This window comes from Streptomyces araujoniae (assembly GCF_050871195.1).
Classification (GTDB): domain Bacteria; phylum Actinomycetota; class Actinomycetes; order Streptomycetales; family Streptomycetaceae; genus Streptomyces; species Streptomyces bacillaris.
On sequence record NZ_CP194070.1, the window covers coordinates 7,357,167 to 7,378,616 of the forward strand.

A 21,450-nucleotide genomic window follows, 5' to 3' on the forward strand; every position below is an offset into this window, starting at 1 on the left:
TCGAAGGAGTCACCATGACCGTCCAGGACCAGACCCTCGCGCGCGACCTCCGGAGCGTCGCCGGGCTGACCGAACTCATCACCGTCCTCTACCAGGAGGCGCTGGGCAACGAAGGCCTCGACGAGCACGCCGACTTCTTCGAGTCCGGCGGCGACTCGCTGACGGCCTTCCAGATCACCGGGCGCATCCAGGAGGCGGTCGGCACGGAGATCGCCATCGCCCTCGTCTTCACCTACCCGACCCCCGCCGAACTGGCCGAGGTCGTCGCCGAGGAACTCGCCGACCTCCCGGCGGGTGCGACCCATGAGTGACGACGGCGCGCTGCTGCTGGGCCGCCGTTGGCGGTTGTGGGAGCAGTTTTCGTTGCGTGGGCCGGGTTTTCCGGTGGGGGGTGTGTTGGATCTGGCTCCGGTGGATGTGTCGGTGTATGCGGACAAGTTTGCCGGTGGGGTGTTGTCGGGTCCTGATTGGGAGGAGTTCGAGGGGGTGTTCGGGGAGGTTGCGGCGCGTACTGCGGTGAGGTTGCAGGGTGTTGCGGGTTCTTCGGATTTCACTGCGGCGGTGGCGTGGCAGAACCGGACGGTGTTGCGGACGGGTTTGCGGCCGTTTCTGGGGTGGGTTCCTTCGGCTTCGGGGCGGTCGAGTATGCCGCGTCAGCGTGAGGAGTTGGTGGCGCATTATTGGCAGCGTTTCTGTGTGAAGAATGACACGATCGGGTTTTTCGGTCCGGTGGGCTGGGGTCGTGTGGATGGTTCGGTGGGGGGTGTGGAGGTTGATCCGGGGGAGGGGTTGACGGCGTCGTCGTCGGTGTTCTTCTCGAGTTGGTCGATCGATGCGTTGGCGCGGACGTTGTCGGCGGACGAGCGGCTGATGGCCTGGATACCCCCACGACGGCTGCCCTTTATCCGCGCCGAGTCCGACGAGGGCCCCGTCCACGTCCCCGGCCGCCGCCCCCAGCAGGCGCCGCCCCATCTGGTGGCTCTGCTCCGGCTCGCGGACGGCCGCCGCTCACCGCACGAACTCGCCCGGATCCTCGGCACATCACTCGACGAGGTCACCTCCCGGCTCACCGAGCTGGTGCGTCGTCGGTGGGTGAGCTGGCGGTTGGAGGTGCCGTCGGGTGCGCGTCCGGACCGGGAGCTGCGTGCGGTTCTGGAGCGGGTGGGGGATGCGGAGCTGCGGCGTGGTGCGCTGGAGCCGTTGGAGGTTCTGGAGCGGGGGCGTGAGCGGGTGGAGGCGGCCGGGCGTGGCGCGGAGGCGTTGTGCGAGGCGCTGGCCGCGCTGGAGGAGGACTTCACCCGGATCACCGACACCGCGTCCCAGCGGGCCAAGGGCAGCGGTACGGCACCGAACCGGTCGCTGGTCCACTCCGACACCCGCCGCTCCGCCACCGCCCGGATCGGCGGCACCGTCCTGGACGCCATGGCGCCCCTGGACCCGCTGATGACCAGCGCCGCGTGGCTCATGGGCCGGCTCGGCGCCCGGGTGGAGCAGCGGGCCGTAGAGGTCTACGAGAAGCTGTCCGCCGCCTCCGGTGAGGAACGGGTCAACCTCGCCGACTTCTGGTTCGCCTCCATGCCGATCCTGCACGGTGACGCGGTCACCGACGCACAGGAGGTGCTGGCGGAGTTCCAGCGCCGCTGGGCGCGGATCATCCCGCTGCCGGAGGGAGAGACGCGAGTGCGGGCGACCCACTCGGCCGTCGCGTCCCAGGTGGCCGAGGCGTTCCCCCCGGTCCCGGTCGCCTGGACCGCAGCCCGCTACCTCAGCCCCGATGTGCTGATCGCCGCCCGCGACACCGAGGCGATCGGCAGGGGCGACTTCGAACTCGTCCTCGGCGAACTGCACCTGGCCTCCAACACCATGGGCGCCTCGCTGTTCGTCAGCCAGCACCCAGAGCCGGCGGAACTCCTCCGGCTCACCGGCCGGGACCACCCCGGCCCCCGGCTGCTGCCCCTGCTGCCCAAGGAGCACAAGGCACGGCTCTCGACCCGGGTGCGCAACGTGCTGGTCCGGCCGGAGGACTACTACGTCGCGCTGATGGAGCTCACCGCAGACCCGCACCGGGACCGCACCGTGCTCAGCGCGGACGCCCACGTCGTCCTGCGCGACGGCCGACCGGTCGTCGTCCTGCCCGGGGGAGCGGAGTTCCCCGTCACCGATGTGTTCGGCCATGTGCTGACCACCCTGGCCATGGACCTGTTCCGGCTGTTCCCCGACGCGGATCATGTGCCGCGGGTGATGGTGGACAAGCTGGTGGTGAGCCGTGAGTCGTGGCGGTTCACGGGTGGGGATCTGGGGTTCGCGGAGGAGAAGAGCGAGGCCCGGCGGTATGTGCGGGCGCGGAACTGGCGGGGTGAGCGGGGGTTGCCGCGGTATGTGTTCGTGGTGTCGCCGACGGAGCCGCGTCCGTTCTATGTGGATTTCGATGCTCCGGTGTACGTGAACATCCTGGCGAAGGCCGCTCGGCGGCTGGCGCGGAAGGATCCGGAGGCGAAGCTCACGATCACGGAGATGCTGCCGAGTCCCGAGCACGCGTGGCTGACCGACGACCGGGGCAACGCCTACACCTCCGAACTCCGGTTCGTCGCCGTCGACCAGCACGACTGAGAACACCGAAGACCCTCGCACGGGGTGTCCGGCCGCACCGGCCGGGCACCCCGTCGTCGTGTCCGGGGCCGGGCCGAGGTACGAGGCTCGTCCGGACGACCGGGCCGCCCGCCCGCCTACGGAGTGGGCTGCCGGGCCCTTTCCCCTTGCTCCGGACGAAGACACGGGCGTCCGGCGTGGGCGAGGGCGCAGACCGGACGGTGCGGTGCACGGGCCCCAGCTCGGGACACGGACGGACGGGCGAGGCGCGTGGGCACGGGCCGACCGGGGGACCGGGGCCCGGGGCCCGGGGACACAGGCTGGCCCGTGGGCGAGGGCCGACCGCTGAGGCCGGCCCACTCGTCGGCCGGGAGCCACCCTCCCGGGCGTCCGCCTTCCCCCTGGGGGCTTCCCTCCCCTGCCGGGGGCATTCCCCTCCCAGGGCCCTCCCGCTTCGCGGCCCCTCCCCTCCCCCCTCCCGGGCCCTCCCCCTCCCGGGCCCCGAGCCCTCCGCCCCGCCACGGACGACAGCACAGAGCCCGGCCGGAGCGCATGCTCCGGCCGGGCTCTGTCCGGTCTCCTCTCCGGGATGGTCAGTCCAGCACCGAGGCCAGGGTCGAGGCCAGGGAGGTGACGTGGGGCAGCCGCATGACGCCGAAGTGGTCGCCGGGGACCCGGTGGACCTCGACGCCGGAGTTCAGCTCCCGCCAGCGGCTCAGGTACTCCTCGTACGACTGGCCGAGGGCCACCTCGTGCTCCCCGCGGGCGAGTTCGTCGCTGATGACCAGATGCAGCGTGCCGGGGACGTGGTGGTGCCGGTAGGTGAGGGTCATCTCCATCACCTCGCGCCAGATCCGGGCCGACGGAAGCCAGACATCGGCCCCGTTGTGCTCGGGGAGCACGATCCCGGTCTCCGGGTCGGCATCGTCCACCAGGTGGTCCAGCAGCTTCAGGATCTCCTCGCGGAGCGCACCCGTGTCCTCCTCCGGGCCGGCGGCGGCCAGCTCCTCCAGCTTGGCGGTGCAGCTCTCGATCAGCCGGAACTCCTCCCACAGGCCCTGCCGTTCGTGGCTGTCCAGGCCCGGATCGAGCAGGACGAACGTCACCTCCTCCCCGTCCGCCCGCAGCCGGTCCGCCATCTCGGCGGTGATGCCGCTGCCGCCGCACCAGCCCAGCAGGCGGTACGGGCCGTGCGGACGGGCCGCGCGGATCTCGGCGACGTACCGCTGCGCCATCTCCGAGGCGGTGGGCACCGGCAGCCCCGGCCCGGACTGGAGGCCGGGCCACTCCAGGGCGGCGACCGGCAGATCCGGCGCCAGGTGCGGGATCAGCCGCTGGTACCAGTGGGCGCTGCCGCCGCCGGGGTGGACGCAGAAGAGCGGCGCCCGGTCGCCCTCGGCGCGCAGCCACATCAGGGCGGTGCGCGAGGTGTCCCCGTAGTCGCCGCGCTCCGCCGCGGCGGCGATGGCGTCCAGGGTGTGGTGCTCCACGAAGGCCCGTACGGTCAGCTCCAGGCCGTGGCGTTCCCGGAGCAGCGCGATGGCCCGCAGAATCAGCAGGGAGTGCCCGCCGAGCAGGAAGAAGTCGTCGTGGACTCCCACCTGTTCGAGGTTGAGGACCTCGGCCCACACCTCGGCCAGCGCCCGTTCGGCCGCCGTGCGCGGGGCGACCATCTCGCCGGCGGTGCCGCCGTCCGGCGCCGGGAGCGCCGCGCGGTCCAGCTTCCCGTTGGCGTTGAGCGGCAGCTCCTCCAGCCGGACCCAGGCGCTGGGCACCAGGAAGCCGGGCACCTTCGCGCGGAGCGCGGCTCGCAGGAGCGCGGGGTCGAAACCGCTGTGCTCCTCCGGAACGATGTAGCCGACGAGCTGCTTGTCGCCGTCCGGGCCCGGACGCACGGCCGCCGCCGCCTCGTGCACACCCGGCAGGCCGCTCAGCCCCGCCTCGACCTCGCCCAGCTCGATACGGTGGCCGCGCACCTTGACCTGGTGGTCGCGGCGGCCCAGGAAGTGCAGGACGCCGTCCGGGTCCTGGCGCACCAGGTCGCCGGTGCGGTAGAGCCTGCCACCGGGCCAGGTGCCGGTGGGGTCGGGCACGAACCGGTCGGCGGTCAGCTCCGGGCGGCCCAGATAGCCACGGGCCACCCCGGGACCGCCGAGCAGCAGTTCGCCGGCGACACCGTACGGAACGGGTACGAGGTCCTCGTCGGTGACCAGCGCGGTGGTGTGCGCGATCGGCGGGCCGATGGGGATCGGCCGGTCCGTCTGCTCCAGGGTGATCGCGTGCTGCCCGGTGGCGAAGGTGGTGCACTCGGTCGGCCCGTACATGTTGCTCACCCGCAGCCCGTGGCCGAGCGCGGCACGCACCCGTCCGGCGGAGAGCACGTCCCCGCCGGTCAGCAGCGTACGCAGACCCGTCAGCGCGTCCGGGCAGCTCTCCACCATCAGATGGAACAGGCTGGTCGTCAGGAACGCCACGGTCACCCCGTGCTCGCGCAGCACCTCGGCGATGCCCGCGGTGGTGGGAGTGCCGGGCGGGGCGAAGGCCAGTCGGCCTCCGTTGGCGAGCGTGCCCCACAGTTCGAAGGCGGAGGCGTCGAAGGCCAGCGGAGAGACCACCAGGACGGTGTCCCGCGGCCCGATCGCCGCGTGGTTCTCGTCGTGCACCAGACGCACGACATTGCGGTGGGTGATCTGGACGCCCTTGGGACGGCCGGTGGATCCGGAGGTGTAGATGACGTACGCGGTGTTGTCGGGGGAGACGCCCGTCTCCGGGGCGGTGGGCGACTGCGCCTCCAGCTCGTCCCGCGCGGTGTCCAGGAGCACCGTCGGTACGTTCCCGGGGAGCCGGCCGGCCAGGTCGGAGCGGGTGACCAGCAGCCGGGCACCGGAGTCGGAGAGCAGATAGCCGATCCGCTCCTCGGGGTACTCCGGGTCGACCGGGACGTAGCAGCCGCCCGCCTTGACGACGCCGAGGAGGGCGACCACCGTCTCCGCGCCGCGCTCCAGGCAGACCGCGACGGGATCCTCGGCACGCACCCCGCGGGCCCGCAGCAACCGGGCGAACCGGTTGGCCCGCTCCTCCAACTGCCCGTACGTCACGGCCGATCCCCTGTCGACCAGCGCCACGGCCTCCGGGTCGGCGCCCCGGCCGATCAGTTCCGGCAGCGTCACCTCGGGCGGCAGCCGGCGGGGCACCGCACCGGCCGCGTCTCCGGTCAGTCCGGTGGCGCGGAAGGACGCAGGGGAGGACTCCGGCCGCTCGGCCATGGTCCGCAGCACCTCCACGAAGGCGGCGGCCATCGTCTCCAGCCGGGCCCGGTCGGCCCAGCCCGGCCGGCAGGTCATCCGCAGCTCGCCCGGGAAGGTCCACACGTCGAAGGTGAACTCGTTGGGGCTGCTGTCGGTGACCGCCTCGGGGGCGGAGCCGGACTGGTCCAGCACATGGAAGTCGAGATAGCCGAAGATCACGTCGACCAGCGGCACCCCCGCGCCCCACTCCCGCTGCATGGCGGGCAGCGGGTACCGGCGGTGCGGCCAGACGGCGGCCTCCTCCGCGAAGACCGCGCGCAGCAGCTCCTCCCAGCTCGGCGCTCGCAGATCGACCGCGAACGGCACGGTGTTGAGGTACATGCCGCGCACCTCGTCGCCGTCCGGGAGTTCGGGGCGGCCGTTGCAGACGGCCCCGGCGAAGAAGCGGCGCTGTCCGGAGATCAGGCCCAGCAGCGTGAGATGGGCGGTGTAGAGCACCGTCTTGAGCGAGGTGCCGGTACGGGCGGCCAGGGCGCGCAGCTCCGGATCCAGCCCGGCCCAGGAGACCCGGACCTCGTGGGCGGGCCCGTCGGCCTCCGCGGGCGCGGTGGGCGCGGGCAGTTCCAGGCGCGGGAAGCCGTCGATCCTGCTCTGCCAGAACGCCCGGTCCTCCGAGGAATCCAGCGCCCGCTGTTCCAGGGCGATGAAGTCGGCGTAGCGGGCCCGCGGCGGGGGCGTGACGGCGCAGTCGGCGTCCTCGCGGATACGGCCGTAGTCGGCGCGGATCTCCTGGATCACCGAGTGGTGGCTCCAGCCGTCCAGGATCGCGTGGCACTCCGTGTGGGTGAGCGTCCAGGTGCGTTCACCGGTGCGGTGCACGTGGTAGCGGAGCAGCGGGGCGCGTTCCAGATCGAACGGCAGGCGCTGCTCGGCGGCGCGGAACTCCGCGATGGCGGCGCGCTGTCCGGCCGGGTCCAGCTCCCGCAGATCGGTGAACCCGACCTCCGCCCCGGCCTTCTCGTGCACGAGCTGGAGCGGTCCGGAGAAGCCGGACAGCCGGAAGGAGGTGCGGAGGATCTCGTGCCGGTCGACGAGACGCCGGACCGCCTCCCGCAGCGCCGGCAGGTCGAAGGGGCCGTCGTCGGTGAAGTGGAAACTGCTGACGTTCTGGTACGTGTTGGCGTCCGGATCGGCCAGCAGCTCGTAGACCATCCCGGCCTGGACCTCGCCCAGCGGATAGGCGTCGGCCAGTCCGTCCGGGAGCCGTTCGAGGTCGGCCGGGGCCAGCTGGGCGAACGGGGCGACCAGCTCGGGCCCCTGCCCGGTGCCGGTGGTCTCGGTGGCGACGGTGGCGAGCCGGGCGGCGGTGGGGTGGGTGAAGAGGTGCTGCACCGACAGGGCCAGGCCGCGGGCCGTCAGCGCGCCCACCGCGCGGATCGCCCGGATGGAGTCGCCGCCCAGGTCGAAGAACCGGTCGTGGACACCCACCCGGTCGAGGTCCAGCGCGGCGGCCAGCTCCTCGGCGATGGTCCGCTCCACCGGGGTGCGGGGCGCGGTGTACTCACCGGCCCGGCTCTCCCGGCTGCGGTCCGGGGCGGGCAGCGCCTTGCGGTCGGTCTTGCCGCTCGCCGTCAGCGGCAGGGCGTCGAGCACCGTCCAGTCGCCGGGCACCATGGCGTCCGGCAGCCGCTCGCGGAGCCAGGTCCGTACGGCGTCGGTGTCCGGAGCGCCGGCCTCCGGCGAGGGGTGGCCGACGAGGTGGGCCACCAGCCGCCCGTCGTGCACCGTGACGGCCGCGGCGCTGACCGAGGGGTGCTCGTGCAGGACCGCCTCGATCTCGCCCAGCTCGATGCGCTGGCCGCGGATCTTCACCTGGTGGTCCATCCGGCCCAGGTAGTCGATGGTGCCGTCCGGCAGATACCGGGCCAGGTCACCGGTGCGGTAGAGCCGCCCGCCCGGCTCCCCGCCGAAGGGGTCGGGGACGAACCGGTCGGCGGTCAGCGCGGGCCGGCCCGGGTAGCCCCGGGCCAGCTGGACACCGCCCAGCAGCAGCTCCCCCGGGACCCCGACCGGGACGGGCCGCAGGGCCGCGTCCACGATGTAGGTACGGGTGTTGGCGATGGGCCGCCCGATGGTGACGCGCTCTCCGGGGACGCAGGGGGCGTGGGTGACGTCCACGGCCGCCTCGGTCGGGCCGTAGAGGTTGTGCGGGGCGATCCCCAGACGCTCCACCGCCGCGGTGACCAGGTCGCCGGGCAGCGCCTCGCCGCTGCAGACGACGCGCCGCACCGAGGGCAGCGCCGGCACGGGGCCCGCGAGGAAGGCGCGCAGCATCGACGGGACGAAGTGCAGGGTGGTGATGGACCGCTCGGCGATGGTCCGGGCGAGGTACGCCGGATCCCGGTGGCCTCCGGGGCGCGCCATCACCAGGGTGGCGCCCGTGATCACCGGCCAGAAGAACTCCCAGACCGAGACGTCGAAGCCCATCGGGGTCTTCTGGAGCACCCGGTCGGTGGCGTCGAGGCCGAACTCCCGCTGCATCCAGTGCAGCCGGTTGACGATCGCCCGGTGCTCCACCAGCACCCCCTTGGGGCGGCCGGTGGACCCGGAGGTGTAGATGAGGTACGCGGCGTCGTCCGGGCCGGAGGAGCCTCCGGGCAGGGCCGGGGCCCCGTCGGGCAGCATTCCGCCGCGTGCCAGGGGCACGACGGCGACATCCTCCGGCACCCCGTCCGGGCCGGCCCCGGTGTCGGTGAGCACGACCCGCGCGCCGGAGTCGGACAGCATGTACCGGCGGCGCTCCGCAGGGAGATCCGGCTCCAGCGGGAGATAGGCACTGCCCGCCTTGAGCACACCGAGGAGGGCCACCAGCAGCCCCCGGGAGCGCTCCAGGCACACCCCGGTCACGGTGCCGGGACCGGCCCCCATGGCCCTCAGCGCGTCGGCCACCGCCTCCGCGCGGCGGTCCAGCTCCGCGTAGCCGAGCGTGCCGTCCTCGTCGGCCACCGCCACCGCGTCCGGGGTCGCCGCGGCCTGGGCCTCGAACAGCCCGTGCAGCGTGCCGGTGGGGAACGGGACGTCGGTCTCGTTCCAGCGGTGGACCACCTGCTCCAGCTCCGCCGGGGACATCAGCTCCAGCTCGGCCACCGGGACGTCGGGCTCGGCCACGGCGGCGGTGAGCAGCCGGACGAAGTGGTCGGCCATGCGGGCGGCCGTCGCCGCGTCGAACAGCGCGGTCGCGTAGTTGAGCCCGCCCGAGAGCGAACCGTCCGGCTGTTCGGCGACACCGAGCGTCAGATCGAACTTGGCGGTCGACTCACCGACCGCGAGCCGCTCCACCACGAGGGAATCCGCACCCCCGGCGTGCGCCTCCGAGGAAGGGCCGTCGGCGCCGTCCCAGAGGAACATGGCGCCGAACAACGGCGTACGGGAGGGATCGCGCTCGGGAGCCAGCGCGTCCACCAGCCGTTCGAAGGGCACCTCCTGGTGGCCGTAGTCGTCCAGCGAGCCCTCCCGCACCCGGTTCAGCACCTCGCCGAAGCCGGGGGCTCCCGAGAGATCGGTGCGCAGGACCAGGGTGTTGAGGAAGAGCCCCAGCATGTCCTGGGTCTCGGTCCGGTCCCGGCCGGACACGGGGGTGCCGACGGCGATGTCGGTGCTGCCCGCGTACCGGCCGAGCAGCACCTGGAACGCGGCGAGAGCGGCCATGAACGGGGTGGCGCCCCGCTCGCGGGCCAGCCGGGAGAGCCGGCCGGCCACCTCGGCGGGCACGGTGAAGGGCGCCACGGCACCGCGCTCGTCGCGGACCGCGGGCCGCGGCCGGTCGGTCGGCAGCTCCAGCGGCGTGAGCCCCGCCAGCCGCCCGCGCCAGTGGCCGAGGCCCGCCCGGAGCTTCTCCTCGGTGAGCCGGGACCGCTGCCAGACGGCGAAGTCCGCGTACTGGAGGGCCGGCGGGGCAGGGTCCGGATGAGCCTCTCCAGCGGTCGACCGGCGGTAATGGGCCATCAGCTCACGCACCATCAGCTCTTCCGACCGGCCGTCCGCCGCGATGTGGTGCACGGTCAGGAAGAGAGCGTGCTCCTCGGCCGAGCAGCGGGCCAGGACGGCCCGGAACACGGGTCCCTCGGCCAGGTCCACCGGCCGGCGCCCCGAGGTTCCCAGCGCGGTCAGCCGGCGCGTGCGGTCCGCCGGGTCCAGCCCGGTCAGATCCTCCTCGACGAGATCCACCGGGGCGGGCGCGTCCACGATCTGGACCGGATCGCCGTCGACGACCTCGTAGCGGGTGCGCAGCACCTCGTGCCGGGTCACCAGGGCCTCCAGCGCACCCCGCAGCGCCTCGGGGGCCAGGGGTCCGCGCAGCCGCAGCGCGGCCGTCATGAGGTAGGTGGTGGAGCCGGGGCTCAGCCGGTCCAGCACCCAGAGCCGCTGCTGGGCGGAGGAGAGCGGCAGCGGCCCGCCGCGCCCGGCGCGGGGGATGCCGTCGGACGGGGCAGGGGCGGCCGTGCCGCGCAGCCGCTGCCGGAGCAGGCGGGCGCGGAGGTCCGCGGGGTCGAGTGTCTGGTGCGTCATCGTGCGCCTTCCGGGTTCAGCAGTTCCGCGACCTCTGCGTCGGAGAGCTGGGCGATAGCGGCCTCGACGGCCTCGGTGACGGCCGCCGCGAGGGCGGTGACGGTGGTGTGTTCGAAGAGGCGGCGCAGCGGGAGTTCCACCGCGAAGGCCTCCCTCAGCCGGGCCAGGACCCGGGTGGCCAGCAGCGAGTGCCCGCCCAGGGCGAAGAAGTCGTCCTCGGCACCGACCCGGTCGACCCCGAGCGCCTCCGCCCAGATCGCGGCGACCGCCTCCTCGACCGGGTCCCGGGGCGCCACGTAGGCGCGTTCGAGCGTGGTGGCGGGGGCGGGCAGGGCCTTGCGGTCGATCTTCTGGCTGGCGGTCATCGGCAGGGAGTCCAGCACGGTCCACAGCGCCGGGACCATGTAGTCGGGCAGCCCCTCCCGCAGATGCTCCCGGAGCGTCTCCGGGTCCGGGGCGGGGGCGCCGTCCAGGCCGGTCACATAGGCGGCCAGCCGGCGGTCGCCCGGGGCGATCTCGGGCGCGGTCACCGCCGCCGCGCCGACGCCGGGATGACCGGTGAGGGCCGCCTCGATCTCCCCCAGCTCGATGCGCAGCCCGCGGATCTTCACCTGCTGGTCGATCCGGCCCAGGAACTCCAGGGTGCCGTCCGGCCGGTAGCGCACCAGGTCACCGGTGCGGTACAGCCGCTCGCCCGCACCGCCGAACGGGTCGGGCACGAACTGTGCGGCGGTCAGCTCCGGGCGCCCGTGGTAGCCGCGGGCCAGCCGGACGCCACCGACGCAGAGCTCGCCGGGCACACCGATCGGTACGGGGCGCTGCCCGGCGTCCAGGACGTACGCCCGGGTGCCGGCGAAGGGGCGGCCCAGCGGCATGGAAGCGGTGTCCCGTTCCCCGCCCTGGCCGGCCGGACCGGTGTGCAGCAGGCAGGTGACGGTCGCCTCCGTGGGGCCGTAGCAGCAGACGAAGCGGCCGGGCAGCCCGCTCGCGGCCCACAGCCGGGCGTCGGCCACGGTGACCACGTCGCTGCTGAGGTTGATCAGCTTCAGCCCGGTGAGCACGCTCGTGTCGTAGTTCATCGCCTCCCGGTAGTAGGCCGGGGTGGTCTCCATGACCGTGACACCGTGTTCGGCCAGCCGGGCGGGGAGTTCGGCCGGGCTCCAGAACAGCGGGTCGGCTATGACCACGGCGGCACCGGTCAGCAGCGGGGCGGCGATCTGCTCCATCGACACGTCGAAGGTCAGCGAGGAGAGCTGGACCACCCGTTCACCGGGGCCGATCCCGTACGCGTCGGCGGCGACGCGGCAGTGGTGGGCGTAGGCGCGGTGGTCGATCATCACCCCCTTGGGACGCCCGGTGGAGCCGGAGGTGTAGATCACATAGGCCAGGTTCTCCGGGTCCGCCGGAACGTCCGGCAGCTCCCCTTCGGCGCCTTCGGCGACCAGGGCGTCCACGGTGAGCACCTGATGGCCGGCGCCGGTGAGGGTCTCCGCGTGCCCGGACGTGGTGACCAGGAACCGGGCCCCGGCGTCCTCGACGGTCCGCAGCAGGCGCTGCCGGGGGTGGCGGGGGTCCAGCGGTACGTAGACCGCGCCCGCCCGCAGCACACCGAGGAGGGTGACCACGGCGTCGATGCCGCGTTCCTGGCAGGAGGCCACCGCGGTCTCGGGACCGGCCCCCAGGGCGCGCAGACGCCGGGCGAAGCGGGCGGAGCGGGCCTCCAGGGCGGCGTAGTCGAGTTCCTCCCCGCCGAAGACCAGGGCGGTGGCGTCCGGGGTGCGGGCGGCCTGCCGGACGAACAGCTCCGGCACGGTCAGCCCGCGTTCGTCCTCGGGAACGATCTCCGGCAGCCGGGCGGCGTACGGGTCGGGCCAGACGTCCAGCAGCTGCCGTCGCTCGGCGTCCGACATCAGGTCGAGACCGGCCACGGCCGTGTCGGGCGCCGTGGTCACCGATTCCAGCAGGCGCAGGTAGTGGGTGGCCATCCGCTCCACCGTGGAGCGGTCGAAGAGCGCGCTCGCGTACTCGAACCAGCAGTGCATCCGTCCGTCCGGACGCTCCTTCACGGTCAGCGTCAGGTCGAACTTGGCGGTCTGCGGACCGGCGTTGAGCGGTTCGGCCGCCAGCCCGCCGAGCGTGGAGGTGAGCCCGCCCATGTGCTGGTGCTCGAACATCACCTGGAACAGCGGGTTGCGGGAGAGATCGCGGTCGGTCGCCAGCTCGTCCACGAGCCGCTCGAACGGGACGTCCTGGTGGGCGAACGCCTCCAGGCAGACCCGCTTCACTTGCTCCAGCAGCCCGGTGAAGGCCGGGTCCCCGCCCAGGTCCGTACGGATGACCAGGCTGTTCACGAAGAGACCGAGCAGTCCCTCCGTCTCCTCCCGGGTCCGGGCGGCCACGGGAACGCCCACCGCGATGTCCGTACGGCCCGTGTAGTGGTGCAGCAGCACCTGGAACGCGCCGAGCAGCGTCATGAAGGGGGTCGCGCCCGACCGCTCGCCCAGCTCCGTCACCGCCCGGCCGAGCGCGTCGGGGACATCCACGATCACGGTGTCCCCGGCCGCGTCGCGGCCGGAGCCGCGGGGCCGGTCGGACGGCAGCTCGACCGGGGTGAGACCCCCGAGACGCTCCACCCAGTACCGCAGCTGACGACCGGTCTCCGGGGTCTCCTCCTGGGCGCGCTGCCACGCGGCGAAGTCCGCGTACTGGACCGGTCCCGGGCGGAGCGGTGTCTCCCGGCCCGCGGCGAGCGCGGTGTACGCGGTGTCCAGGTCGCGCAGGAACACCTTGGTCGACCAAGCGTCGAAGGCGATGTGGTGGGCGGCCAGGGCCACCCAGTGGTCCTCGGGAGCGGCGTGGATCACCGTGACCCGCAGGGGGTGTTCGGCCGCCAGGTCGAAGGGGACGGTCAGCACCTCCTCCAGCAGCGCCCGGGCACGGACGGGCCCGTCCTCGGTGCCGGAGAGGTCCACCTCCCGGTACGCGACCGGGCCCGGCGGGTCGATGAGCTGGACCGGGCTGCCGTCGTGGTCCGCGTACCGGGTCCGCAGCACCTCGTGCACCCGGGCCACCTCCTCCAGCGCCCGCCGGAAGGCCCCGGTGTCCAGCGGTCCGCGCAGGCGCAGGGCGAGCGGGATCAGGTACTCCCGGCTCCCCGGCTCCAGCCGGTCCAGGAACCACATGCGCTGCTGGCCGAAGGAGAGCGGCAGCACGCCGTCCCGCGCCACCGGCACGATCCCGCCCGGTGCCTGACCCGGTTCCTCCTCCTCGGAGGTCCCGGCGGCCCGGTCGATGCGGGCGGCCAGGGCGGCGGCGGTGCGGTCGGCGAAGAGGTCGGCGACCGTCATCTCGATGCCGAAGGCGCGGCGCAGCCCGAGAACCAGCCGGATGGCGAGCAGCGAGTGGCCGCCCAGCCCGAAGAAGTCGTCATCGGGGCCCGGTTCGGGGATCTCCAGGACCGAGGCCATGGCCGCCACGACGGCCTGTTCCGTCGCCGTACGGGGGGCGGCGCGCTCCGGCCCGTCGGCAGCGGGCGGTGCCATGCCGTCCTCGGGGCCCGGCAGCGCCCCCCGGTCCACCTTCCCGCTGGCGGTCAGCGGGAAGGCGTCGAGCAGGACCAGGCGGGAGGGCACGACGGCGGCGGGCAGACGCGCGGCGAGGTGGGCCAGCAGCTCCGCCCGCAGCCCGGCCGGATCCGTCCCGGCAGCGGGCACGGCGTAGGCGGTCAGCTCCAGCTGGCCGTGCGCCCCGGGCCGGGCCACGACCGCCGAGGCGGTCGCCGAGGGATGGGCCAGCAGCAGGGCCTCGATCTCGGCCGGCTCGACCCGCACCCCGTGGATCTTCACCTGGTCGTCGCTCCGGCCCAGGAACTCCAGGGTCCCGTCGGCACGCCAGCGGACCAGGTCGCCCGTTCGGTACCAGCGCCCGCCGGGCACGGTGGCGTACGGGTCGACGCCGAACCGCTCGGCCGTCTGCCCGGGGCGGCCGAGATATCCGCGGGCCAGCCCGGCCCCCCGTACGCACAGCTCGCCGGGGACCCCGACCGGGACCAGCAGGTCGGCCCGGTCGACCACGGAGACCCCCACACCGGTCAGCGGAGCGCCGATGGCGACCGTGCCGGATCCGGGCAGCCCCTCGCCCGTGTAGCGGTGGGCGGTCGAGTCGATGGAGCACTCGGTGGGGCCGTAGGTGTTGGAGACCTCCACGCCGGGCACCGCCTCGCGCAGCCGCTCGCACAGCCGGGCGGGCAGCGGTTCCCCCGCCGAGCTGACCAGCCGCAGGGCGGTGCAGCGGGAGAGGGCGGGCTCCTGCACCAGCAGCCGGAGCACCGAGGGCACCAGCTGGAGCAGGGTGACCCGGTGGCGGTCCATGGCGGCGGCCATCACGGACGGGTCCCGGTGCGCGTCCGCCGGGGCCATCACCACGGTGCCGCCGGAGACCAGCGGGGAGAGGAACTCCCAGAGGGAGGCGTCGAACCCGATGGTGGTCTTGTGGAGCAGCCGGTCCGCCGCGGTCATCGCGTACGCCTCCACCGACCACAGCACCCGGTTGCGCAGCCCTCCGTGGGTCACCACCACGCCCTTGGGGGTGCCGGTGGACCCGGAGGTGTACACGACAGCGGCCGCCTCGTCCGGGCCGGCCGGGTGGGGGAAGGCCGCCGGTGAGGCGGCCGGACCGGTCCCGGCCCACTCGGCGTCCAGTGCGCGCACCGGGACGTCCGCGCCGAAGCGGTCGCGCAGCGCCTCCTCGGTGAGCACCAGGGCGGCGCCGGAGTCCGACAGGAGGAACTCCCGGCGGACGTCGGGGAGATCGGGGGCCAGCGGCACATGGACACCGCCGACGGTCAGCACGGCCAGGATCGCCGTCACCAGCTCCGGGCCGCGGTTCAGTGCGACCGCGACGGGGGTGCCGGGGCGGACCCCCTCCTCCCGCAGCCGGACCGCCAGCAGGGTGACCCGGCCGGCCAGCCCGGCGTAGTCCACCGAGCCTCCGTCGTACGCGACGGCCGTCGCGTCCGGGGTGGCGGCCGCCCGGTCGAGCACCATCGCGACCAGGCCGCGGCCGGAGCTGTCCTCCGCGGCGGGCCGGGTCGCACCCTGTCCCCAGGAGGTGAGGGCGGCCCGCTCCGCCGGTGCGGTCAGCTCCAGCCGGTCCACCGGGGTGCCGGGCGAGGCGACCGCCTGGCCGAGCAGATGGAGGAAGTTCTCGGCCATGCGCTCCATCCGGTCCCGGTCGAAGAGCGCGGTCGGATAGATGAACTCGCCGCCGATCGTGCCGTCCGGACGCTCCGTCAGATGGAGGGAGAGGTCGAAGGCGGAGCTGTGCGCGCCGCCGGTGACCCGGGTGACCTCCAGGCCGGTGAGCGCGAACGGACGGCGGTGGGCGTTGTGCAGCGCGAACCCGGCCTGGAAGACCGGGTTGCGCCCCGGGTCCCGCTCCGGGGCGAGGGCCGCGACCACCCGCTCGAAGGGCACCTCCTGGTGGCTGTAGGCGTCCAGCGTGGTGCTCTTCACCCGGGACAGCAGCTCCCGGAAGTCCGGGGCGCCGCCCAGGTCCGTGCGCACCACGACCGTGTTGAGGAAGAGGCCGATCAGCCGTTCCAGCCGGGCGTCGTCCCGGTTGGCCAGGGAGACGCCGACCGCGATGTCCTCGGCGCCGGAGTACCGCCCGAGCAGCAGTTGGTACGCGGTGAGCCCGGCCATGAAGAGTGTGGTCCCCTGCTCCTTGGCGAGTGCCGAGAAGCCGGCCGCGAGGGGCGCCGGCACGGTGAAGGCGACGGTGCCGCCCGTGGCGTCCCACCGGGCCGGACGGGGCCGGTCGGTGGGCAGGTCCAGTGCGACCGTGCCCGTCAGGCGGTCGCGCCAGTAGCTCAATTGACGATCCATCAGTTCTGGTTGGGCCGCCCACCATTCGCGCTGCCACTCCGCGTAGTCCGCGTACTGGAGTTCCAGCTCCTCGGCCGCCGGGGTGCCACCCGAGGCGAACGCCGCGTACGACGCGCGCAGTTCGTCGGCGAGCAGACCCCAGGACCAGCCGTCGAAGGCGATGTGGTGGAAGGTGAGCAGCAGGGCCCAGTCCTCCGGCGCCAGCCGGACCACGGCCACCCGCCAGGGATGCTCCCGGCGGATGTCGAGGGGCGTGGCGGCCCAGCTCGCGCGGAACTCCCGAAGGCCCTGCTCGCGCTGCTCGTCCGGGACGTCGCCCAGGTCGACCGACTCCGGTTTCACCGGCTCCGGATCGTCGATGACCTGGATGCCGACGCCGTCCTCCTCGGCGTACCGGGTGCGGAGCACCTCGTGCCGGGCGGCCGTCTCGGTGAGTGCGGCGTTCAGCGCCTCGGTGTCCAGCGGGCCGCGGATACGGAAGGTTTCGTGCATCAGGTACTCGGCGGCGTCGCCCGACCTGAGCTGGTCGAGCAGCCAGAGCTGTTCCTGTGCGAAGGACAGCGGATAACCGCCGTCGACGGGTGCCATCGGTCGTCTCCCTGGGCAGATGGTGGTGGGGCGGTGGGGCGGTCGGCGTACGGGGTCCGGGCGGCGGGTCAGCCCTGTTCGACCGGACCGCTGGAGGGCTCGGCCATGGCGACGGCGATCTTGCGGGGGCCGGTGAACGGCTCCCGGGCGTGTGCGGCCAGCATGTTGTCCACGACCAGCACATCGCCCTGCTGCCAGTCGAAGCGCCGCTGCTCGGCGCGGTAGCAGTCCCGCAGGTGTGCCACCACCTCGTCCGGCACCGGGGCGCCGTCGCCGTAGTAGGTGTTGGTCGGCAGGTCCGCCTCGTCGTACATCTCCCGCAGCGCACCGCAGAGGTCCGGCCCCAGGGTGGTGACGTGGAAGAACGTGAGGTGGTTGAACCACACGCGCTCCCCGGTCACCGGGTGCCGGTGCACCGCCTCGCGGCGGGCCCGGGTCCGCAGGCCGCCCGGGGTCCACTCGGCGGTGACCCCGTTGCGGGCGCAGTACGCCTCGACCTCGGCCCGGTCCTCGGTGTTGAAGGCGTGCTGCCAGGGGACGCCGAACCCGTCGGTGAAGTTGCGGACCACCATCCAGCCCCGGGCGGCGAACTCCTCCCGGATCTGCGGGTCGATCGCGGCCAGCACCCGCCGGGTGTCGGCGAGCGGGGTGGAGCCCAGCGTGTCGGGCGGGGTCACACAGAGGAAGAACAGCGTCAGCGGCCAGGTCGCCTGGTAGGAGTTCTCGTTGTGGAGGAAGATCTCCTCGGAGGGCGGATAGTCGGTCGAGGTGTAGACCTGGCCCTTGATGGTCGAGCGGGGCGAGGAGCGCTCCGCGTACGTCAGCGGCTCGCCGCCGATGGCACGGACCGTCCGTTCGAATCCGTCCACGCCGTCGTCGCCGAATCCGCGCAGCAGCACGGCACCGTGCTCACGCAGCCGGGCGCGGATCTCCGGCCGGGCGTCGGCCAGCCGTTCCGCCGCGGAGCCCCCGGGGGCGGCCGTCATCAGATGAGGAAGCGTCTGCCCTGAGGTCCGGGACCCGGCCGCGGCCGGCGTGAACAGGGCTGAAGGGTTTGCGGTCATACCGGCCAGGGTCGGCGTACGGCCTCCGGCAGGGCAGAGAACATCCGGCGGAGTCGTCGGCACGGTGGGTGCGTGCCATTCTGCGCGTCCTTCCCTGGGCCGGTCCGCCGCCGCGCGGCACGCTGACGTCACCGTGCGGCCCGGTCGCCCCGACCGTGGTGCCGGGTCTTCCGTGCGGCCTTCGAGAGGATTTCCCGTGTCTGAGTGGAGGACAGATCCATGAGCAGGGTCGCCGAGCACGCGGGTGCCGCACCCGCGCCACCGCCGTTGCGGCGCAATCGGGATTTCCTGCTCCTGTGGAGCGGTTCGGCGGTGGCGATCATCGGATCCACGGCGTCCACGGTGGCCTACCCGCTCCTGGTGCTCGCGGTCACGGGGTCGCCCTCCGCCGCGGGGCTGGTCGGGTTCGTGGTGCTGCTGCCCGCCCTCGTCTTCCAGCTGCCGGCCGGGATCCTGGTCGACAGCTGGAACCGCAAGCGCGTGATGATGTGGTGCGACGGACTGCGTGCCGTCGGCGCGGCGAGTGTGGTGCTGGCCCTGCTCCTGGGCGAACTCCGGCTGGCCCATGTGATGGTGGTCGGGTTCGTGGAGGGCACGCTCACCGTGCTCAACGGGCTGGCCTCCACCGCCGCCGTGCCCAACGTGGTCCACCCCAGCCAGCTGTCGGCGGCGCTCGCGGGGAACGAGGCGCGGGGCCGGGCCGCCACCATGATCGGGACCCCGCTGGGCGGCATCCTCTTCGGTGTCGGCCGGGCGGTCCCCTTCGTCCTGGAGACCTTCGCGTATCTGGTCTCGCTCGCCACCCTGCTGGGCATCAGGAAGGACTTCCAGACGGCCCGCCCCGGCGAACGCGCCGGGGCCGGTCCGGCCGGGGCCGCGGCGGGGGAGAGCCGCCGCACCCGGGTGCGGCGGCAGGCGGGCCGGATGGCCGAGGGCCTCACCTGGCTCTGGCGGGAACCGCTGCTGCGGACCACCGCGCTCCTGGTGGCCGGGAGCAACCTCCTGTTCCGCGCGCTCTTCCTGCTGATGATCGTGCTGCTGGCGGAGGAGGGCGCGGGTCCGGCCGCCATCGGCGTACTCGTGGGCGTGGCCGGGGGGTGCGGGATGCTCGGGGCGCTGGTCGCCGGCCGGATCGGCCGCACGCTCCGGATGAACTCCCTCGTGATCGGCGCCAACTGGGCCTGGGCGCTGCTCATGTGCGTACTCGCCTTCGGCGGCGGGCTGTGGCCGGCCGCGATCGCCTACACGGCGATGTGGTTCGTCGGACCCATCTGGAACGTGGCGGTCGGCACCTACCAGCTGGCCGTCACCCCCGACGGACTGCGGGGCCGGGTGCTGAGCGCGTCCAGCCTGCTGGCCAACGGCGCGCTGTCGCTGGGGGCGCTGGCAGGGGGGCTGCTCCTGGACGGTTTCGGGGTGCGGGCCGCCGCGGCGGTGCTCGCCGGGTGGATGGTGCTGATGGCCCTGGCCGCCACCTTCTCCCGCCCGGTGCGCCTGGCCACGATGACCGCGATCAGCGCCCCCGCGGAACCGGTGCCCGCGGAGGCCCCCGCTCCCGCCGAACCCCGCAGGACACCTGCCGGGGCGAGCCCCGACGCGCCCCACTGAACGACCCGCTGTCCCTCCCCTTCCCGTACGACAGACGCTGGAGACCACACCATGTTCCGGACCATGTTCAAGTCCAAGATCCACCGAGCCACCGTCACCCAGGCCGATCTGCACTACGTCGGATCGCTGACGATCGACGAGGACCTGATGGACGCCGCCGACCTGCTCCCCGGCGAGCAGGTCCAGATCGTCGACATCACCAACGGCGCCCGCCTGGAGACCTATGTCATCACCGGGGAGCGCGGCACCGGGATCATCGGCATCAACGGAGCCGCGGCGCGGCTGGTCCAGCCGGGCGACCTGGTCATCATCATCTCGTACGCCTCCGTCCCCGACGCCGAGGCCAAGGCGCTCGTGCCCAGCGTCGTCCACGTGGACCAGCACAACCGGCAGGTCGCGCCGACCGGTTCGGATCTGGCCGAGCCCGCGCCCGGCAGCGGCACCGTCCGCGGTGATCTCGTCCACTGACGCGGCGGAACCGCGTGCGGGCCCGAGGTCACCGACCTCGGGCCCGCACGCGGTTCGCGGCTCCGGCGCGGACGAACCGTCAGATCAGCCCCGCTCGCACCGCGCGCGCCACCGCATGGGCCCGGTTCCTGACCTGGAGCCGGGCCATCAGCTCGTAGATGACGTTCTTGACGGTGTGCTCCGAGCAGGACAGCGCCTGGGCGATCACCGCATTGCCGTGCCCCTCGGCGACCAGGGTGAGCACCGCCGTCTGGCGCGGAGTCAGCGGAGCCGTCCGGGCGGTCCGGGGAGCGTCGGGGAGAGCCGCCGCGGGCTCGGGCCCCGACTGCTGGGAGGCGCCGAGCAGACGCACCAGCACGCCGTAGGGGAGCCGGCCGTCGCCGTGGTGGGCCGAGTGCACGGCGGCCACCAGCTGCTCCGGAGTGGCGTCGGTGGTCCGCAGGATCGTCCGGGCCCCCGCCCGCACCGCCCGCAGCACACCGTCCGGGGAGACCGACTGGGCGGCCACCAGGACCCCGTGCCGGTTGCTCCCCCCGGCCTCGGGGGCAGGGCACGACGCGACCGCCTCGTCCACGGTCCTCCCGGCGGCCAGCACGACCAGATCGGGGTCGGGCCGTCCGCCTTCCACCAGCGGGATTCCCGCCCCGGTCAGCCGCCGGTGCCAGGAGCTGCGGAGGTCGTCGTCCGCGGCGCGCACATGGACGCGTACCGCGGTCCGGTCGGTGGCGGCACGGTGGGGCGCGGCGGCGCCGGCCAGCGCCCGGGCGGGGCTCACAGGAGACCCGCCCGCAGCGCGTAGGCGACCGCGTGGGCGCGGTTTCTCAACCGGAAGCGCTGGGTCACGTTGTGCATGACCGTCGTCACCGTCCGGACCGAGTAGGAGAGCCGTCCGGCTATCTCGCTGGTCTCGTGGCCTTCGGCCACCAGCCGGAGCACCGCGCGTTCCCTCTCACTGAGCCCCGCCGCCCCCCAGGCGTCGGCGACACCCGCTCCCGCGTCCTCCGTACGCTGCTCCAGCAGCCCGTCCAGCAGATCGGGCGGCACCGTGCAGTCCCCGCTCGCCGCGGCCAGCACGGCGTGGGCCAGTCGCGGGCCGCTGGTCTCCCGGCGGCGCAGCAGACCCCGGGCACCCGTGGCAATGGCGTGCAGTGCCTCCGGCGGGCCCAGCTCGGTGGCGACGAGGACGACCTCCGGACGGTGGTCGGCGGCCCGGGTGCGGCGCAGCAGGTCCAGAACGGGGTCGGCCACCCGGTCGACCACGACGACCGTCACGTCGGGGAGTTCGTCCCCGACGGCGGGCAGGACCTCCTGGCTGCTCGCCAGGGCGCTCAGGGTGCCCGCCTCCAGCACCGGGTCCTCAGCGACGACGCTCACCCGCACCGTATTCCTCATCGGATCCTCCTCCTCGCTCGGTAACGGCTCTCGCCGGTA

The 21,450-nt window shown here is 73.7% G+C and carries 9 protein-coding genes; 4 read left to right on the forward strand and 5 right to left on the reverse strand.

The genetic code is table 11. From position 1 onward, the window contains the following. Positions 1–14 precede the first annotated feature (14 nt). Together ACQ9ZG_RS31120 and ACQ9ZG_RS31125 are read left to right on the forward strand one after the other, a co-directional pair. Positions 15–311 (forward strand): phosphopantetheine-binding protein, encoded by a 297-nt coding sequence (locus ACQ9ZG_RS31120; protein ID WP_018491019.1) that lies wholly within the window; start codon positions 15–17, stop codon positions 309–311. Further along, positions 304–2,610 carry a lantibiotic dehydratase gene (locus ACQ9ZG_RS31125; protein WP_499281463.1) on the forward strand — a complete coding sequence of 769 codons (2,307 nt, stop codon included), beginning with the start codon at positions 304–306 and terminating at the stop codon, positions 2,608–2,610. Before ACQ9ZG_RS31120 ends, ACQ9ZG_RS31125 begins: the two co-directional genes overlap by 8 nt. A 572-nt stretch (positions 2,611–3,182) precedes the next feature. On the opposite strand, the gene ACQ9ZG_RS31130 is transcribed toward ACQ9ZG_RS31125, so the two are convergent. From ACQ9ZG_RS31130 to ACQ9ZG_RS31140, 3 genes are all read right to left on the reverse strand, one after another. Further along, the gene (locus tag ACQ9ZG_RS31130) at positions 3,183–10,406 is read right to left on the reverse strand and encodes an amino acid adenylation domain-containing protein (RefSeq protein ID WP_499281464.1); all 7,224 of its coding nucleotides are present in this window, start codon (positions 10,404–10,406) and stop codon (positions 3,183–3,185) included. Then, complete coding sequence (locus ACQ9ZG_RS31135; protein ID WP_499281465.1) at positions 10,403–16,879, reverse strand: amino acid adenylation domain-containing protein; 6,477 nt, start codon at positions 16,877–16,879, stop codon at positions 10,403–10,405. The genes ACQ9ZG_RS31130 and ACQ9ZG_RS31135 overlap by 4 nt, the downstream gene beginning before the upstream one ends. Before the next feature lie 68 nt (positions 16,880–16,947). Next, positions 16,948–17,865, reverse strand: coding sequence for a TauD/TfdA family dioxygenase (locus tag ACQ9ZG_RS31140; RefSeq protein ID WP_219995628.1), 918 nt, complete (start codon positions 17,863–17,865; stop codon positions 16,948–16,950). 297 nt (positions 17,866–18,162) lie between these two features. On the opposite strand from ACQ9ZG_RS31140, the gene ACQ9ZG_RS31145 reads away from it, so the two are divergent. Next, positions 18,163–19,551 carry an MFS transporter gene (locus tag ACQ9ZG_RS31145; protein WP_499281466.1) on the forward strand — a complete coding sequence of 463 codons (1,389 nt, stop codon included), beginning with the start codon at positions 18,163–18,165 and terminating at the stop codon, positions 19,549–19,551. 51 nt (positions 19,552–19,602) lie between these two features. Continuing rightward, positions 19,603–20,019 (forward strand): aspartate 1-decarboxylase, encoded by a 417-nt coding sequence (panD, locus tag ACQ9ZG_RS31150; RefSeq protein ID WP_028418002.1) that lies wholly within the window; start codon positions 19,603–19,605, stop codon positions 20,017–20,019. Positions 20,020–20,098: 79 nt separating this feature from the next. Here panD and ACQ9ZG_RS31155 read toward each other — a convergent pair whose 3' ends face one another. After that, the gene (locus ACQ9ZG_RS31155; RefSeq protein ID WP_084990563.1) at positions 20,099–20,794 is read right to left on the reverse strand and encodes a response regulator transcription factor; all 696 of its coding nucleotides are present in this window, start codon (positions 20,792–20,794) and stop codon (positions 20,099–20,101) included. After that, positions 20,791–21,411 carry a helix-turn-helix transcriptional regulator gene (locus ACQ9ZG_RS31160; protein WP_109916987.1) on the reverse strand — a complete coding sequence of 207 codons (621 nt, stop codon included), beginning with the start codon at positions 21,409–21,411 and terminating at the stop codon, positions 20,791–20,793. Before ACQ9ZG_RS31160 ends, ACQ9ZG_RS31155 begins: the two co-directional genes overlap by 4 nt. Between the last annotated feature and the right edge of the window lie 39 nt (positions 21,412–21,450).

What these genes read in the sequence shown, in the direction of transcription:
- ACQ9ZG_RS31120 (WP_018491019.1), top strand. Translation starts at nt 15, where the DNA reads ATGACCGTCCAGGACCAGACCCTCGCGCGCGACCTCCGGAGCGTCGCC.
- ACQ9ZG_RS31125 (WP_499281463.1), top strand. Translation starts at nt 304, where the DNA reads ATGAGTGACGACGGCGCGCTGCTGCTGGGCCGCCGTTGGCGGTTGTGG.
- ACQ9ZG_RS31130 (WP_499281464.1), bottom strand. Translation starts at nt 10,406, where the DNA reads ATGACGCACCAGACACTCGACCCCGCGGACCTCCGCGCCCGCCTGCTC.
- ACQ9ZG_RS31135 (WP_499281465.1), bottom strand. Translation starts at nt 16,879, where the DNA reads ATGGCACCCGTCGACGGCGGTTATCCGCTGTCCTTCGCACAGGAACAG.
- ACQ9ZG_RS31140 (WP_219995628.1), bottom strand. Translation starts at nt 17,865, where the DNA reads ATGACGGCCGCCCCCGGGGGCTCCGCGGCGGAACGGCTGGCCGACGCC.
- ACQ9ZG_RS31145 (WP_499281466.1), top strand. Translation starts at nt 18,163, where the DNA reads ATGAGCAGGGTCGCCGAGCACGCGGGTGCCGCACCCGCGCCACCGCCG.
- panD (WP_028418002.1), top strand. Translation starts at nt 19,603, where the DNA reads ATGTTCCGGACCATGTTCAAGTCCAAGATCCACCGAGCCACCGTCACC.
- ACQ9ZG_RS31160 (WP_109916987.1), bottom strand. Translation starts at nt 21,411, where the DNA reads ATGAGGAATACGGTGCGGGTGAGCGTCGTCGCTGAGGACCCGGTGCTG.